The organism is Bartonella sp. DB5-6 (assembly GCF_000278115.1).
GTDB classification, from domain to species: Bacteria; Pseudomonadota; Alphaproteobacteria; order Rhizobiales; family Rhizobiaceae; genus Bartonella; species Bartonella refiksaydamii.
Genome location: NZ_JH725116.1, coordinates 92,381 through 107,556 on the forward strand (window position 1 = coordinate 92,381; position 15,176 = coordinate 107,556).

Below are 15,176 nucleotides of genomic sequence, written 5' to 3' on the forward strand. Positions count from 1 at the left end.
TTTTTAACTTAGTCCTTGATTTGGACGGAAAATGGAGAGCTCAAATGGCAAAGAGCAAATTTGAACGTACGAAGCCGCATGTTAACATTGGAACGATTGGTCACGTTGATCATGGGAAGACCTCGTTAACAGCAGCAATTACGAAATATTTTGGTGAATTTAAAGCGTATGACCAAATTGATGCGGCACCAGAAGAGCGTGCACGTGGAATTACCATTTCTACGGCGCATGTTGAATATGAAACAGAGAAACGACACTATGCGCATGTTGATTGCCCTGGTCATGCAGATTATGTAAAAAATATGATCACGGGAGCGGCACAGATGGATGGAGCAATTTTGGTTGTTTCTGCTGCTGATGGTCCGATGCCTCAAACGCGTGAACATATTTTGCTCGCACGTCAGGTTGGTGTCCCAGCGATTGTTGTTTTTCTCAATAAGGTTGATCAGGTTGATGATGCTGAACTTTTGGAGCTTGTTGAGCTTGAAGTACGTGAGCTTTTGTCAAAATATGATTTTCCAGGGGATGATATACCAGTCGTTAAAGGTTCAGCGCTGGCAGCTCTTGAAGATAAAGATAAAAGCATTGGTGAAGATGCGGTTCGTCTTCTGATGAGTGAAGTTGATAATTATATACCAACACCTGAGCGTCCAGTTGATCAGCCATTTTTGATGCCGATTGAAGATGTTTTTTCGATTTCGGGACGTGGTACGGTTGTTACTGGTCGTGTTGAGCGTGGTGTCATTAAAGTTGGTGAGGAAATTGAGATTATAGGTATTCGTCCGACATCTAAGACGACGGTTACAGGTGTTGAAATGTTCCGCAAGCTTTTAGATCAAGGACAAGCTGGTGACAATATTGGCGCATTGCTTCGCGGGGTTGATCGTGAAGGGATTGAGCGTGGACAAGTTCTGGCGAAGCCTGGTTCAGTTACGCCTCATACGCGCTTTAAAGCAGAAGCTTATATTTTGACGAAAGATGAAGGTGGACGTCATACTCCATTTTTCACGAATTATCGTCCTCAATTTTATTTCCGTACAACGGATGTTACGGGGATTGTTACGCTTCCAGAAGGAACAGAGATGGTTATGCCTGGTGATAATGTTGCGATGGATGTTTCTTTGATTGTTCCAATTGCCATGGAAGAGAAGCTTCGTTTTGCTATTCGTGAAGGTGGTCGTACTGTCGGTGCAGGAATCGTTTCTAAGATCATTGAATAAATAATAGTTACTAAGGGTGTCTTTAATTGTTAAAGGCGCGTTATGTGGCAAGGAAATAAAAGAGCATGAACAGTCAGAATATCCGCATTCGCTTGAAAGCGTTTGACCACAGAATTCTTGATGCGTCGACGCGTGAAATTGTGTCGACCGCTAAACGTACTGGTGCAAATGTCCGTGGTCCTATTCCGCTTCCAACGCGAATTGAGAAGTTTACGGTCAATCGCGGGCCGCACATCGATAAGAAGAGTCGTGAGCAGTTTGAAATGCGTACACATAAGCGTCTTCTTGATATTGTTGATCCAACACCACAAACAGTGGATGCGCTTATGAAGCTCGATCTTTCTGCTGGTGTGGATGTAGAGATTAAGCTCTGAGGTTTGAGGACAGAAGGAACAGACCCGATGCGTTCAGGTGTAATAGCACAGAAGCTGGGCATGACCCGTATTTATAATGAAGCTGGTGAGCATGTGCCGGTAACAGTACTTCGTTTAGAGAATTGTCAAGTTGTTGCTCAGCGTACAGTTGAAAAGAATGGTTATACTGCTGTTCAGTTAGGTGTAGGCTTTGCTAAGGTTAAGAATACATCGCAAGCTCTTCGTGGGCATTTTGCTAAGGCTTCTGTTGAGCCAAAAGCTAAAATAGCAGAATTTCGTGTGAGTCCCGATAATCTCCTTGATATCGGTACTGAAATTACAGTAGAACATTTTGTTCCAGGGCAAAAAGTCGATGTAACAGGTACGAGTATCGGTAAAGGTTTTGCTGGTGTTATGAAACGGCATAATTTTGGTGGACATCGTGCTTCTCATGGTAATTCTATCACACACCGTGCTCATGGTTCAACAGGACAGTGTCAAGATCCAGGTAAAGTTTTTAAAGGTAAAAAAATGGCTGGTCATATGGGGCAGGTCCGTGTAACAACACAGAATATTGAGGTTGTTTCCACAGATGTTGAACGTGGTTTAATTTTGGTGCGTGGTGCTGTTTCTGGTTCCAAAGGCTCTTGGATTTTAGTGCGAGATGCCGTAAAGAGACCTCTTCCTGATAATGCGCCGAAGCCTGCGGGTATTCGTCGTTTTGTTAATGAGAAGACGGAAGTGGTTGCTCCGGCAATGGAAATCTCTGAAGTTGAGGGAGCCGAATAATGGATCTTGTAATTAAAACGCTTGATGGTAATGAGACTGGTAAGTTGAAAGTTTCTGAAGCTGTCTTTGGTCTTATTCCGCGTAAGGATATTTTACAACGTGTTGTTCGTTGGCAACTTGCACGTCATCAGCAGGGAACCCACCAGTCACAGGGACGCTCTGATGTGTCTCGAACAGGGGCAAAGATGTTTAAACAAAAAGGAACTGGACGTGCACGGCACTCTTCTGCTCGTGCTCCGCAGTTTCGGGGTGGTGGTAAGGCACATGGTCCGGTGGCCCGTAGTCATGCGCATGATCTTCCTAAGAAAGTTCGTGCACTTGGATTGCGACTTGCGTTATCAGCAAAATTAAAGGCAAAGGATTTGATTGTTGTTGAGGCGCTGAGCGTTAAGGATGCTAAAACTAAAATGCTTGTTTCTCATTTTTCGAAGCTTGGGTTTGATAATGCTCTTTTGATTGGTGGTAAAGAGATTGATATTAATTTTTCTCGTGCAGCATCTAATATCCCTAATATTGATATTCTACCAATTCAAGGAATTAATGTTTATGATATTTTGCGTCGCAGCAAACTTGTTTTGTCAAAAGAAGCTGTAGAGTTTCTTGAGGAGCGTTTTAGATGACAGATCTTCGCCATTATGATGTAATTGTTAGTCCGGTTATTACTGAAAAGTCGACTATGATTTCTGAATATAATCAAGTTGCTTTTGATGTCGCGCCGAAAGCGACGAAGCCCGAAATTAAGGCTGCTGTTGAGGCGCTTTTTAGCGTTAAAGTTAAAGCAGTTAACACGATAATCCGTAAAGGTAAAGTGAAGCGTTTTAAAGGCATTGTTGGTCGGCAGAATAATGTTAAGAAAGCGATCGTAACGTTGGCTAGTGGGCAGTCTATCGACGTTTCGACAGGTCTTTAAAGAGGTTCGGAGATAAAGAATAATGGCACTTAAGCACTTTAATCCAACTACACCTGGGCAACGTCAGCTTGTTATTGTAGATCGTTCTTGTCTTTATAAGGGTAGGTCTATAAAAACTCTGACTGAGGGCTTGTCATCAAAAGGTGGGCGTAATAATCGTGGTCGCGTTACTGCTCGTTTTCAGGGTGGTGGTCATAAACGCAGTTATCGATTTGTTGACTTTAAGCGTCTTAAACGTAATGTTTCTGCAAAAGTTGAGCGTCTAGAATATGATCCAAATCGTACTGCTTTTATTGCATTAATTCGTTATGAGGATGGACAGTTGAGTTATATTCTCGCACCACAGCGTCTTGGTGTGGGTGATGCTATTATAGCTGGTTCTAATGTTGATGTTAAGCCAGGTAATGCTATGCCGCTTGGTAATATGCCGGTGGGTACAATTATTCATAATGTTGAAATGAAACCTGGAAAGGGTGGACAGATTGCGCGTTCAGCTGGCACTTATGCGCAGTTGGTTGGACGAGATCAAGGAATGGCTATTCTTCGTCTTAATTCTGGAGAGCAACGTTTGGTGTCTGGTAGCTGTTTTGCAACTGTTGGTGCTGTTTCAAATCCGGATCATGGGAATATTAATGATGGTAAGGCAGGGCGATCACGTTGGCGTGGTAAGCGTCCACATGTTCGTGGTGTTGCTATGAATCCTGTTGATCATCCACATGGTGGTGGTGAGGGGCGTACATCAGGGGGGCGTCATCCAGTGTCTCCTTGGGGTAAGCCTACGAAAGGTAAGCGTACGCGCTCCAATAAAGCCACTGATAAGTTTATTATGCGTACGCGTCATCAGCGCAAGAAATGAGAAAGGTAGTCTGAAGTGGTTCGTTCAGTTTGGAAGGGTCCGTTTGTCGACGGCTATCTTCTTGGAAAAGCAGAGAAGGTACGTGCAAGTGGGCGTAATGAAGTTATTAAAATATGGAGTCGTCGCTCTACTATTTTACCACAATTTGTTGGTTTAACTTTTGGTGTTTACAACGGAAATAAGCATATTCCTGTTTCTGTTTCTGAAGAGATGGTTGGACATAAGTTTGGTGAGTTTTCTCCCACTCGGACTTATTATGGGCATGGTGCAGACAAGAAAGCGAAGAGGAAGTAGTAATGGGAAAAGCTAAGATTCCGCGCCAGCTTAAGGACAATGAGGCGAAAGCTGTCACACGGACAATTCGTGTTAGTCCGCAGAAACTTAATTTGGTTGCTGCGATGATTCGTGGTAAAAGAGTGAATATGGCGTTAGCTGATTTGACGTTTTCACATAAACGTATTGCTGGGACTGTGAAAAAAACTCTTGAATCAGCGATTGCAAATGCAGAAAATAACCACGATCTTGATATCGATTCGCTTGTTGTTGCAGAAGCTTATGTTGGTAAGTCGATAGTGATGAAGCGTTTCCATGTTCGCGGTCGTGGACGTGCTAGTCGGATTGAGCGTCCGTTTTCGCATCTTACTATTATTGTTCGTGAAGTTACCGAAAAAGTGGAGGCCGCATAATGGGTCAGAAGATCAATCCAATAGGACTTCGTCTCGGAGTTAACCGGACTTGGGATTCCCGTTGGTATGCTGATAGTGGTGAATATGGGCGTCTTCTTCATGAGGATTTAAGGATTCGTTTATATGTTCTTGAAGAGCTGAAGCAAGCAGCTATTTCTAAGGTTGTTATTGAACGTCCTCATAAGAAATGTCGTGTAACGATTCATTCGGCGCGTCCTGGTTTAATTATTGGTAAAAAGGGAGCTGATATCGAAAAGCTTCGTCGTAAGCTTTCGGAGATGACAAGTGCTGAGACTTCACTGAATATTGTGGAAATTCGTAAACCGGAAATTGATGCTACTATTATAGCGCAATCGATTGCTCAGCAATTAGAACGTCGTGTTGCTTTTCGGCGTGCAATGAAGCGTGCGGTTCAATCAGCTATGCGTCTTGGAGCGGAAGGAATTCGTATAAATTGTTCTGGTCGTCTTGGTGGGGCGGAAATTGCTCGTATGGAGTGGTATCGTGAAGGTCGTGTTCCGCTTCATACCTTGCGTTCTGATGTTGATTACGGTACAGCAGAGGCTAAGACCGCTTATGGTATTTGTGGTGTTAAGGTTTGGGTTTTTAAGGGTGAAATTCTTGAGCATGATCCGATGGCTTCAGAGCGTCGTGCTACAGAGGCTGATCATTCTGGTTCCTCATCGAATCGTCGCCGCGAAAATGCTTAGTTTTTGTGATTGAACTAGAATTTGGAGTAGAGAGCAATGTTGCAGCCAAAGCGCACAAAGTTCCGTAAACAGTTCAAGGGCCGTATTCACGGTGTTTCGAAGGGTGGTACGGATTTGAATTTCGGTGCTTACGGTTTGAAGGCTGTTGAGCCAGAGCGGGTTACTGCCCGCCAAATTGAAGCGGCACGTCGTGCGATTACACGTTATATGAAACGTTCTGGTCGCGTGTGGATTCGTATTTTTCCGGATCTTCCGGTTACATCTAAGCCGACTGAAGTTCGTATGGGTAAGGGTAAGGGAAGTGTAGATTATTGGGCGACTCGTGTTGCACCTGGACGTGTCATGTTTGAGCTTGATGGGGTTCCTGAAGATGTAGCACGTGAAGCACTAAGATTGGGTGCTGCTAAGTTGCCTATAAAGACACGTTTCATCCAGCGTATTGCTGAATAAAGAGGTTAAGCGATGAGAGCCACAAAATTACGGGCGCAAACGCTCGACCAGATGAAAGATGAGTTGGCTAAGTTAAAGAAAGAGCAATTTAATTTGCGCTTTCAAAGAGCAACAGGCCAATTGGAAAAGACTGCACGTGTTAGGCAAGTTCGTCGTGACATTGCGCGTGTTAAAACTTTTCTTCGCCAGAAGATAAACGAAAGTAAGGCTTAAGGAAATAAGTGATGCCTAAACGCATTTTGCAAGGTGTTGTCGTTAGTGATAAGAACGATAAGACTGTTGTTGTTAAAGTGGAGCGTCGTTATTCTCATCCACTTCTCAAAAAGACTGTTCGGCAGTCTAAAAAGTATAAAGCGCATGATGAGAGTAACCAGTTCAAAGTTGGTGATCAGGTTTCTATTCAGGAATCTAGACCAATTTCGAAAGATAAGCGTTGGACTGTCGTTAAAGGCAGTGTAGCGTAGTTAATTAATTTGTTGTTTTGAAATTTAACAGTGGTTTTATTTCCGTTGGTAGATTTAGGGATGATTTTTTGTCGTTATTTGGCAGGCAAATCTGGATGTGTTAAGAGACATAACCGGGTATAACTATTAAGAGAAGGTGGCCAGTCATGATTCAGATGCAAACAAACCTCGACGTTGCCGATAATTCTGGTGCCCGTCGTGTCATGTGCATCAAGGTGTTAGGCGGTTCAAAGCGAAAATATGCTTCGGTCGGTGACATTATTGTTGTTTCGGTCAAGGATGCTATTCCTCGTGGTCGTGTTAAAAAGGGTGATGTGATGAAAGCTGTAGTAGTTCGTACTGCTAAGGATATTCGTCGCGCAGATGGTAGTGTTATTCGTTTTGATAGCAATGCTGCCGTTTTAGTGGATAATAAGAAAGAGCCGATCGGTACACGTATCTTCGGACCAGTTCCCCGCGAGCTTCGTGGTCGGAATCATATGAAGATCATCTCGCTCGCTCCTGAAGTGTTGTAAGGAGTGGGTGGTATGCAAAAAATTCGAAAAGGCGATAAAGTTGTAGTTTTATCCGGTAAAGATAAGGGGTGTAGTGGTGAAGTAATTAAGGTGAATCCGAAGGAGAGCAAAGCTTTTGTTCGTGGGGTTAATATGATTAAACGTCATCAACGCCAAACGCAAAAGCAAGAGGCTGGAATCATTTCTAAGGAAGCTCCGATTCATCTATCTAATTTGGCGATTGCTGATCCTAAAGATGGTAAGCCTACGCGTGTAGGTTTTCGTGTGAATGCAGATGGTGGTAAGGTTCGTTTTGCCAAGCGTTCGGGAGAGTTGATTAATGGCTGAGGAAAAACAAACGCCGCGCATGAAGGTGCATTATTTTGAAGTTGTTCGTAAAGCTCTTCAAGAGAAGTTTAATTATAAGAATGCAATGCAAATTCCGCGGGTTGATAAGATTGTGATTAATATGGGGGTTGGTGAAGCAACTGCCGATTCTAAGAAACCATCTGTTGCTGCTGAGGATTTAGGGTTAATAACAGGTCAGAAAGCTGTTGTAACCCGCGCGCGTAATTCTATTGCGACCTTTAAGGTTCGTGAAGGAATGCCGCTTGGGGCTAAAGTTACGTTGCGTAAAGATCGTATGTTTGAGTTTTTGGATCGTCTTGTTACGGTTGCGCTTCCGCGGGTTCGTGACTTTCGTGGTTTGAATTCCAAAAGTTTTGATGGTCGTGGCAATTTTGCTATGGGTATTAAAGAGCACATTGTGTTTCCAGAAATCAATTATGACAAAGTTGATCAAATTTGGGGCATGGATATTATCGTTTGTACGACAGCAAAAACGGATGATGAGGCGCGTGAATTGTTGCGTGCTTTTAATTTTCCTTTTCGTTCGTAACGGCAAATGTAGCGAGGTAAGATTATGGCTAAAGTAAGTGCCGTTGAGAAAAATAAGCGTCGTGAGGTGATGGTAAAGCGTTATGCCGCGCGTCGTGCCCGCTTGAAAGCGGTAGTTATGGATCAGAAGGTTTCTCTTGAGGAGCGCTTTAAAGCGTCTGTTCAATTGGCAGGGTTACCACGCAATTCTGCAAAAGTTCGGGTTCGTAATCGCTGTGAGGTTTCAGGGCGTCCTCGGGCTTATTATCGTAAATTGAAAATGTCTCGGATTGCATTGCGTGAACTTGGTTCTGTAGGGCATATTCCTGGCATCGTTAAGTCTAGTTGGTGAGAGGAGATTACTCAATGTCTATGTCGGATCCTCTTGGTGATATGTTAACGCGTATTCGTAATGCGCTTGGTCGTAAAAAAGGAAAAGTGGTTACGCCTGCTTCTAAGCTTCGTGCTCGCGTTCTTGATGTTCTTCAGTCTGAAGGTTATATTCGCGGATATAATCAAGTTGATTGTGGTGATGGAAAATCTGAAATTGAAATCGAGTTAAAATATTTTGAAGGGTTAGCTGCTATTCGTGAGATTTCACGTGTTTCGAAGCCTGGTCGTCGTGTATATGTTTCTGCTAAGTCACTTCCTCAAGTGGCAAATGGTCTTGGTATTTCTATTTTATCAACTCCTAAGGGAGTTATGGCAGATCATGAGGCACGTGAGCAGAATGTTGGTGGAGAGCTCCTTTGTCGTGTTTTCTAAGTTATGTAAAGAAAACAGAAAAAAGTAGGTTAGAATAATGTCTCGTATTGGAAAAAAGCCCATCTCAATTCCTTCTGAGGTTACTGCAACGGTTGAAGGTCAACTGGTTAAAGCCAAAGGTCCGAAAGGTGAGTTGAGTTACGTTGTTAATGATGAAGTTTTGGTAAAACTTGAGGAAAATTTTATATCAGTTTCACCACGAGATCAGTCAAAAGATGCACGCTCAAAATGGGGGATGTCGCGTTCAATGATTGAAAATATTTTTTGTGGTGTGAAAGATGGCTTTGAAAAAAGATTGGAAATTAACGGAGTTGGTTATCGTGCTGCTTTGCAGGGCAAAGATGTTCAGCTGTCGTTAGGTTTTTCGCACGATGTGATTTATAAAGTGCCATCGGGTGTTACTATAACAGTTCCCAAACCTACAGAAATTGTTATTTCTGGAATTGATAAGCAGCGAGTTGGACAAGTTGCAGCAGAAATTCGCGAATATCGTAGGCCTGAGCCTTACAAAGGTAAGGGCGTTAAGCATGCAGATGAGCGTATCTTTCGTAAAGAAGGTAAAAAGAAATAAGGATTTTGTATTATGGTTTCATCTAAGAACATTATCCAGCGTCGCGCACGACGTGTTCGTCGTAGAATCAAGATGTTTTCTAGTAATCGTCCGCGGCTTAGTGTTTATCGTTCAAATCAGAACATCTATGCTCAAATTATTGATGATTTGCGGGGGTATACGCTTGTTTCAGCATCTACCCTTGAAGGTGATTTAAAGAAATCTTTAAAAAGTGGTGCTAATAAAGAGGCAGCTTTTGCTGTTGGTAAGTTAATTGCTGAGCGTGCAAAACAGGCTGGTGTTAATGAGGTGGTTTTTGATCGTGGAGCATACGTGTACCATGGTAGAGTAAAGGCTTTGGCTGAGGCTGCTCGTGAAGGTGGTTTGAGCTTCTAAAGTATTTTATTTAGAAATTTTAGTTAGGGGATTTTAGGGTGTTTCGTGTGAGTTCCTTTGGTTTGATGATGGAACTTTTTTAGCGTGCTTCCGGAAAAGAAGAAGGAATGAGGAATGGCACATAAAGAACGTGGTGAGCGAGATGAGCGTGATAGTGAATTTGTCGATAGACTTGTTCATATCAATCGTGTTGCTAAAGTTGTGAAAGGTGGGCGGCGTTTTGGTTTTGCGGCTCTTGTTGTTGTTGGGGATCAAAAAGGGCGTGTGGGCTTTGGTCATGGTAAGGCGCGTGAAGTGCCAGAAGCGGTTCGTAAGGCTACAGAAGCTGCAAAGCGTGCAATGATTTATGTTCCGCTTCGGTCTGGACGTACATTGCATCATGATCTTGAAGGTCGTCATGGGGCTGGTCGTGTTTTATTGCGTTCTGCCTCAGCTGGTACAGGTATTATTGCTGGTGGGCCGATGCGCGCTATTTTTGAAACTCTTGGTATGCAGGATGTTGTGGCAAAATCATTAGGATCGTCAAATCCGTATAACATGGTGCGTGCAACATTTGATGCCTTAATGCATCAAATGCATCCTAGAGATATTGCGGCTCAACGCGGTATAAAATATTCAACTTTGCAGGCACGTCGTAAGCATTTAGTTGATGTGGAAGGCTAGTTTCTGAGATTATCAGAAAAGGAATTAGGAAATGGTTCAAAAAAAATCTCAGAGTAGCAAAACTGTAACGGTAGAACAAATTGGTAGCCCAATTCGGAATTCGCGGATTCAGCGTGCAACTTTGAAGGGGCTCGGGTTGAATAAAATGCGGCGGCGGCGTGTTTTAGAGGATACGCTTTGTGTGCGGGGTATGATTGCTAAGGTTCGGCATCTTGTTCACGTTATAGATAAAGATTAACGGTTGCGGGAGTATAGAATATGAAACTCAATGAGCTGCGCGATTGTGAAGGTGCAACGAAAGATCGTAAACGTGTTGGGCGTGGTATTGGTTCTGGTACCGGTAAAACTGCTGGTCGTGGTGTAAAGGGGCAGAATTCACGTTCTGGTGTTTCGCTTAATGGTTTTGAAGGTGGGCAAATGCCTATCTATCGTCGTTTACCAAAGCGTGGATTTAAAAATTTTTTTGCTAAGAACTATAACGAAGTTTCGCTGAGGCGTATTCAATTAGCAGTTGATGCGGGTAAGTTGAATGTTGAAAAACCTGTTGATATTGTTGCACTGAAAGAGGCTGGTATTATTCGTCGTATGAGGGATGGTGTACGTATTCTTGCTGATGGTGAATTGAAAGTAAAGATTATAGTTCATGTTTCTGGTGTTTCTGATGCTGCTCGTATTAAGATTGAAAAAGCTGGTGGTCAGGTTATTCTTCCTGAGACTGTTCGGTGAGCTTATTTTAACATGAATGATATCCTGAGCAGTTTTTTATGCTTCGTTTGAGGATGTTTTTATGGAGAATTATTTAAGTTTTGTATTTATTTATGTATGACGACAGGGATTTCTGGAGTTATACTCTTGTGATTTAAAGAACTAAAGTGGAGATTGGAGAGGTTTTATGGCGTCAGCGGCAGAGCAGTTTGCTTCCAATATAAACTTTGGAACTTTTTCACGTGCAACCGAATTGAAAAAACGTATTTGGTTTACCTTAGCTGCGCTTCTTGTTTATCGTTTTGGTACTTATATATCTCTTCCTGGTATTAATATTGATTCTTTGCGTCAAACATTTGAACATCATGCTTCTGGTGTTTTGGGGTTGTTTAATATGTTTGCTGGAGGAGCTGTTGGGCGTATGGCAATTTTTGCACTGGGAATTATGCCTTATATATCGGCATCAATTATTGTGCAATTGCTAACTTCAGTTATCCCTTCGTTAGAAACTCTTAAAAAAGAGGGTGAATTAGGTCGTAAGATTATTAATCAGTATACACGCTACGTAACAGTAGTTTTAGCAATTCTGCAAGCGTTTGGTATTGCGGTTGCGCTTGAAACAGGTATAGGGACAGGGCTTCAAATTGTTGTGGAGCCTGGGTTTATGTTCCGTATTTCTTCTGTTATTACACTTGTTGGTGGAACGATGTTTTTAATGTGGCTTGGCGAGCAAATTACATCACGTGGTGTTGGTAATGGGGTTTCTCTTATTATTTTTACAGGTATTGTAGCTAATCTCCCTTCTACTTTTGCTCAACTTTTGACTGCTCATAGTCAGGCTGATTTATCAACTTTTTTGTTAATAGGGATCGTTCTTATTGCGGTTTCTGTTATAGGAATTATTGTTTTTGTAGAGCGTGCACAACGTCGGATTCTTATTCAGTATCCGAAACGTCAAGTTGGTAATCAGATGTTTCAAGGAGACATGTCGCATCTCCCTTTAAAACTGAATACTGCTGGCGTTATTCCACCAATTTTTGCTTCATCTTTGCTGTTATTGCCTGCAACTATTAATAATTTTTCTGATAAAATGCCGCAATGGGTTCAGGCTATTTCTTATTCTCTTGGTCATGGACAGCCACTTTACATGATTGTCTATGCTATTTTAATGGCCTTTTTTTGCTTTTTTTATACAGCTATTGTGTTTAATCCAAGTGATACGGCGGATCAGTTGAAAAAGCATTCTGGTTTTATTCCAGGAATTCGCCCTGGTGAACGTACAGCTGAGTATATTGATTATGTTTTGACGCGCATTACTGTTGTGGGAGCGGTTTATATTATTTTGGTTTGTTTATTACCTGAGTTTATGATATCTGCACTACAGGTTCCTTTTTATCTTGGGGGGACGTCTTTGTTGATTGTCGTTACTGTTACGCTTGATACAGTTGCTCAAATCCAAGGGCATCTTGTTGCTCACCAATATGAAGGATTGATTAAAAAGTCAAAACTTCGTGGAGGTAGAAGGAATCGATGAGAGTTGTTCTTTTAGGACCTCCTGGAGCTGGAAAAGGCACACAAGCTAAAATGTTGACTGAGGAGTATAATATCCCTCAGTTATCGACGGGTGATATGTTACGTGAAGTTATTGCCAAAGAAACGGAAGTTGGCAAAAAAGCTAAAGCTGTTATGAGTTCTGGTGCTTTAGTTCCTGATAGTATTGTTAATCAAATTGTATCAGAACGAATTGACGCAAGTGATTGTATAAATGGTTTTGTCTTGGATGGGTATCCGCGGACTGTGGGGCAGGCAGAAGCATTGCAGCAGATTTTGCAGTCGAAAAATATGCAGCTTGATGCTGTTATCGAACTAAGTGTTGATGAAGATGCGTTGATTGAAAGAATGAAGAAACGTGTTGAGGAAACAATAGCTACTGGTGGGCACGTTCGTTTAGATGATAATCCTGTTGCCTTTGCGAAGCGATTAGTAGAATATCGTGAAAAAACAGCTCCCTTATCAAAATTTTATTCAGAGAAGGGATTATTAAAGGTGATTGATGGAATGATTGGTATTAGTGAGATATCAGATGTAATTAAAAAGTCTTTTCAATAAGATTTTTTTTAGAAATAGATGAAAAGTGTTGACTTTTTCGGTGAAATCTATCAGAAAAAGCCTCAGTTTATTTCAGTAAAGTAATTGGATTCGGGGTGTATTTGTGCCGAGTCTTTTTTCTGTAAGGTACATCAAGTATTTTATGGTTAATTATCAACATAACCAAGGAGAGTAGGCGTGGCTCGTATTGCTGGCGTCAATATCCCGACAAATAAGCGTGTAATTATTGCGCTTCAGTATATTCACGGGATTGGACCGAAATTTGCTCAAGAAATTACTAAGAAGGTTGGCATTCCCATAGGGTGTCGTGTCCATGAGCTTTCGGATGCAGAGGTGTTGCAAATTCGTGAGGCGATAGATCAAGGCTATCAAGTTGAGGGAGATCTTCGCCGTGAGGTTGCGATGAATGTTAAGCGTTTAATGGATCTTGGTTGTTATCGTGGTTTGCGTCACCGCCGTTCTTTGCCTGTTCGTGGACAACGTACGCATACAAATGCACGTACGCGTAAGGGGCCTGCTAAGGCAATCGCTGGAAAGAAGAAATAATATTCTTTATTTTTATAGAGTTTTATTTTTTAGATATTCTGTTTTTTGTTAATTTTTTTAACAAGAATAAAGAGGGTGGAGCTGCTGGTGTTACGGCAGTGAAGAGATCGTTGAAAGGAAAACTATGGCCAAGGAAGCCACACGGGTTCGTCGTCGCGAGCGCAAAAATATATCATCAGGTGTTGTGCATATCAATTCAACATTTAACAATACAATGATTACCATTGCTGATGCTCAGGGAAACACAATTGCGTGGTCGTCTGCTGGTGCTCAGGGATTTAAAGGATCGCGTAAGTCTACGCCTTTTGCGGCTCAGGTTGCTGCTGAAGATTGTGCTAGAAAAGCGCAGGAGCATGGTATGCGTTCTTTGGAAGTTGAGGTTTGTGGTCCTGGATCAGGTCGTGAGTCTGCTTTGCGTGCTTTGCAATCTGTTGGTTTTGTCATTACTTCCATTCGTGATGTAACGCCAATTCCTCATAATGGATGCCGCCCCCGAAAAAGACGGCGTGTTTAATTGGTGTTGTTTTTTCGTTGTCAGAGGTTTCTCTGATGTTCACATTGTCCGTTGTGATTGAATGGTAGCGGAACTAAAGAACGGGAATAAAAATATGATCCAGAAAAACTGGCAGGAACTGATTAAACCTAATAAGGTTGAGTTTTTCGCACATGATAATCCAAACGTTTTGAGTGTGATTGCGGAGCCTCTTGAACGTGGTTTTGGTTTAACGTTAGGGAATGCACTTCGTCGTGTATTATTGTCTTCTCTTCGTGGTGCTGCGGTTACTGCTGTGCAAATTGATGGTGTGTTGCACGAATTTTCATCAATTCCAGGTGTGCGTGAGGATGTTACAGATATTATTTTAAATATCAAAGAAATCGCACTTCGTATGGAAGAAGAGGGGCCTAAACGCCTTGTTCTTTGTAAAGAGGGTCCTAGTGTTGTAAGGGCTGGGGATATAAGTACTGTTGGGGATATGGTAATCCTGAATCCAGAGCACGTTATTTGTACTCTTGATGAAGGTTCTGAGATTCGTATGGAATTTATTGTTAATACAGGAAAAGGTTATGTTCCATCTGATCGTAATTATGTCGATGATGCGCCAATAGGTCTTATTCCAGTTGATAGTCTTTATTCACCAATTCGTAAAGTCTCCTATAAAGTAGAAAATACACGCGAAGGTCAAGTGTTGGATTATGATAAATTGACACTCACGATTGAAACAAATGGTGCTGTTAATGGAGAGGATGCTGTTGCTTTTGCTGCACGTATTCTTCAGGATCAATTATCATTATTTGTCAACTTTGAGGAGCCACAGAAAGAAATTGTTGAAGAGTCTGATTCAGAGCTTGCTTTTAATCCTGCGTTGCTCAAAAAAGTGGATGAGCTAGAACTTTCAGTTCGTTCTGCAAATTGTCTTAAAAATGATAATATTGTCTATATTGGTGATCTTATTCAGAAAACGGAATCTGAAATGCTTCGGACACCAAATTTTGGGCGAAAGTCGTTAAATGAAATTAAGGAAGTTTTGGCATGTATGGGGCTGCATCTTGGTATGGAAATTCCTGCATGGCCTCCTGAGAACATCGATGATCTTGCTAAACGCTATGAAGATCAGTATTAAAGTTAGAATTTA

At 42.0% G+C, this 15,176-nt stretch carries 27 protein-coding genes; all 27 read left to right on the forward strand.

Annotated features, from left to right (window positions below; genetic code table 11):
• The first annotated feature begins 44 nt into the window (after window positions 1-44).
• A complete protein-coding gene (gene tuf / locus MCO_RS03060) occupies window positions 45-1,220 on the forward strand; it encodes an elongation factor Tu (RefSeq protein WP_007551991.1) in 1,176 nt (391 codons plus the stop codon).
• Window positions 1,221-1,285: 65 nt separating this feature from the next.
• Entirely contained in the window at window positions 1,286-1,594 is a 309-nt protein-coding gene (gene rpsJ, locus MCO_RS03065; RefSeq protein WP_004855744.1) for a 30S ribosomal protein S10, read from the forward strand.
• Window positions 1,595-1,621: 27 nt separating this feature from the next.
• A complete protein-coding gene (rplC, locus tag MCO_RS03070) occupies window positions 1,622-2,362 on the forward strand; it encodes a 50S ribosomal protein L3 (RefSeq protein WP_007552541.1) in 741 nt (246 codons plus the stop codon).
• Window positions 2,362-2,982: a 50S ribosomal protein L4 gene (gene rplD / locus MCO_RS03075; protein WP_007552542.1), complete on the forward strand. Its 621-nt coding sequence runs from the start codon at window positions 2,362-2,364 to the stop codon at window positions 2,980-2,982. Before rplC ends, rplD begins: the two co-directional genes overlap by 1 nt.
• A complete protein-coding gene (locus MCO_RS03080) occupies window positions 2,979-3,272 on the forward strand; it encodes a 50S ribosomal protein L23 (RefSeq protein WP_007552543.1) in 294 nt (97 codons plus the stop codon). The genes rplD and MCO_RS03080 overlap by 4 nt, the downstream gene beginning before the upstream one ends.
• Window positions 3,273-3,294: 22 nt before the next feature.
• Window positions 3,295-4,128, forward strand: a complete 834-nt coding sequence (gene rplB, locus MCO_RS03085) for a 50S ribosomal protein L2 (protein ID WP_007552544.1) — start codon at window positions 3,295-3,297, stop codon at window positions 4,126-4,128.
• Window positions 4,129-4,143: 15 nt separating this feature from the next.
• Window positions 4,144-4,422, forward strand: a complete 279-nt coding sequence (gene rpsS, locus MCO_RS03090) for a 30S ribosomal protein S19 (protein WP_007552546.1) — start codon at window positions 4,144-4,146, stop codon at window positions 4,420-4,422.
• A 2-nt stretch (window positions 4,423-4,424) separates the two neighbouring features.
• Window positions 4,425-4,814 (forward strand): 50S ribosomal protein L22, encoded by a 390-nt coding sequence (gene rplV, locus MCO_RS03095; RefSeq protein WP_007552547.1) that lies wholly within the window; start codon window positions 4,425-4,427, stop codon window positions 4,812-4,814.
• Window positions 4,814-5,524, forward strand: coding sequence for a 30S ribosomal protein S3 (rpsC, locus tag MCO_RS03100; RefSeq protein WP_007552548.1), 711 nt, complete (start codon window positions 4,814-4,816; stop codon window positions 5,522-5,524). The genes rplV and rpsC overlap by 1 nt, the downstream gene beginning before the upstream one ends.
• A gap of 36 nt (window positions 5,525-5,560) precedes the next feature.
• Window positions 5,561-5,974 carry a 50S ribosomal protein L16 gene (gene rplP / locus MCO_RS03105; RefSeq protein ID WP_007552549.1) on the forward strand — a complete coding sequence of 138 codons (414 nt, stop codon included), beginning with the start codon at window positions 5,561-5,563 and terminating at the stop codon, window positions 5,972-5,974.
• 12 nt (window positions 5,975-5,986) lie between these two features.
• Window positions 5,987-6,187, forward strand: coding sequence for a 50S ribosomal protein L29 (rpmC, locus tag MCO_RS03110; RefSeq protein ID WP_007552550.1), 201 nt, complete (start codon window positions 5,987-5,989; stop codon window positions 6,185-6,187).
• Between the two features lie 11 nt (window positions 6,188-6,198).
• The gene (gene rpsQ / locus MCO_RS03115; protein WP_007552551.1) at window positions 6,199-6,438 is read left to right on the forward strand and encodes a 30S ribosomal protein S17; all 240 of its coding nucleotides are present in this window, start codon (window positions 6,199-6,201) and stop codon (window positions 6,436-6,438) included.
• 146 nt (window positions 6,439-6,584) lie between these two features.
• Window positions 6,585-6,953 (forward strand): 50S ribosomal protein L14, encoded by a 369-nt coding sequence (gene rplN, locus MCO_RS03120; RefSeq protein WP_004855715.1) that lies wholly within the window; start codon window positions 6,585-6,587, stop codon window positions 6,951-6,953.
• A 12-nt stretch (window positions 6,954-6,965) separates the two neighbouring features.
• Window positions 6,966-7,280 carry a 50S ribosomal protein L24 gene (gene rplX / locus MCO_RS03125; RefSeq protein WP_007552552.1) on the forward strand — a complete coding sequence of 105 codons (315 nt, stop codon included), beginning with the start codon at window positions 6,966-6,968 and terminating at the stop codon, window positions 7,278-7,280.
• A complete protein-coding gene (gene rplE, locus MCO_RS03130) occupies window positions 7,273-7,830 on the forward strand; it encodes a 50S ribosomal protein L5 (RefSeq protein ID WP_007552553.1) in 558 nt (185 codons plus the stop codon). Before rplX ends, rplE begins: the two co-directional genes overlap by 8 nt.
• A 24-nt stretch (window positions 7,831-7,854) precedes the next feature.
• Complete coding sequence (rpsN, locus tag MCO_RS03135) at window positions 7,855-8,160, forward strand: 30S ribosomal protein S14 (protein ID WP_007552555.1); 306 nt, start codon at window positions 7,855-7,857, stop codon at window positions 8,158-8,160.
• A gap of 14 nt (window positions 8,161-8,174) precedes the next feature.
• Window positions 8,175-8,573 carry a 30S ribosomal protein S8 gene (gene rpsH, locus MCO_RS03140; RefSeq protein ID WP_007552557.1) on the forward strand — a complete coding sequence of 133 codons (399 nt, stop codon included), beginning with the start codon at window positions 8,175-8,177 and terminating at the stop codon, window positions 8,571-8,573.
• A gap of 37 nt (window positions 8,574-8,610) precedes the next feature.
• A complete protein-coding gene (gene rplF, locus MCO_RS03145) occupies window positions 8,611-9,144 on the forward strand; it encodes a 50S ribosomal protein L6 (RefSeq protein WP_007552558.1) in 534 nt (177 codons plus the stop codon).
• Between the two features lie 12 nt (window positions 9,145-9,156).
• Window positions 9,157-9,519, forward strand: a complete 363-nt coding sequence (gene rplR, locus MCO_RS03150) for a 50S ribosomal protein L18 (protein WP_007552559.1) — start codon at window positions 9,157-9,159, stop codon at window positions 9,517-9,519.
• A gap of 114 nt (window positions 9,520-9,633) precedes the next feature.
• Window positions 9,634-10,182, forward strand: coding sequence for a 30S ribosomal protein S5 (gene rpsE, locus MCO_RS03155; RefSeq protein ID WP_007552560.1), 549 nt, complete (start codon window positions 9,634-9,636; stop codon window positions 10,180-10,182).
• A gap of 31 nt (window positions 10,183-10,213) precedes the next feature.
• Window positions 10,214-10,420 (forward strand): 50S ribosomal protein L30, encoded by a 207-nt coding sequence (gene rpmD, locus MCO_RS03160; RefSeq protein ID WP_007552561.1) that lies wholly within the window; start codon window positions 10,214-10,216, stop codon window positions 10,418-10,420.
• Window positions 10,421-10,440: 20 nt separating this feature from the next.
• Window positions 10,441-10,908: a 50S ribosomal protein L15 gene (gene rplO / locus MCO_RS03165; protein WP_007552562.1), complete on the forward strand. Its 468-nt coding sequence runs from the start codon at window positions 10,441-10,443 to the stop codon at window positions 10,906-10,908.
• A gap of 166 nt (window positions 10,909-11,074) precedes the next feature.
• On the forward strand, window positions 11,075-12,421 hold the full coding sequence (gene secY / locus MCO_RS03170) for a preprotein translocase subunit SecY (RefSeq protein WP_007552563.1): 1,347 nt from the start codon (window positions 11,075-11,077) through the stop codon (window positions 12,419-12,421).
• Window positions 12,418-12,996 carry an adenylate kinase gene (locus tag MCO_RS03175; RefSeq protein WP_007552564.1) on the forward strand — a complete coding sequence of 193 codons (579 nt, stop codon included), beginning with the start codon at window positions 12,418-12,420 and terminating at the stop codon, window positions 12,994-12,996. The genes secY and MCO_RS03175 overlap by 4 nt, the downstream gene beginning before the upstream one ends.
• A gap of 177 nt (window positions 12,997-13,173) precedes the next feature.
• On the forward strand, window positions 13,174-13,542 hold the full coding sequence (rpsM, locus tag MCO_RS03180) for a 30S ribosomal protein S13 (protein ID WP_007552566.1): 369 nt from the start codon (window positions 13,174-13,176) through the stop codon (window positions 13,540-13,542).
• Between the two features lie 124 nt (window positions 13,543-13,666).
• Window positions 13,667-14,056, forward strand: coding sequence for a 30S ribosomal protein S11 (gene rpsK, locus MCO_RS03185; RefSeq protein ID WP_007552567.1), 390 nt, complete (start codon window positions 13,667-13,669; stop codon window positions 14,054-14,056).
• 94 nt (window positions 14,057-14,150) lie between these two features.
• On the forward strand, window positions 14,151-15,164 hold the full coding sequence (locus MCO_RS03190) for a DNA-directed RNA polymerase subunit alpha (RefSeq protein ID WP_007552568.1): 1,014 nt from the start codon (window positions 14,151-14,153) through the stop codon (window positions 15,162-15,164).
• The last annotated feature ends 12 nt before the right edge of the window (window positions 15,165-15,176 follow it).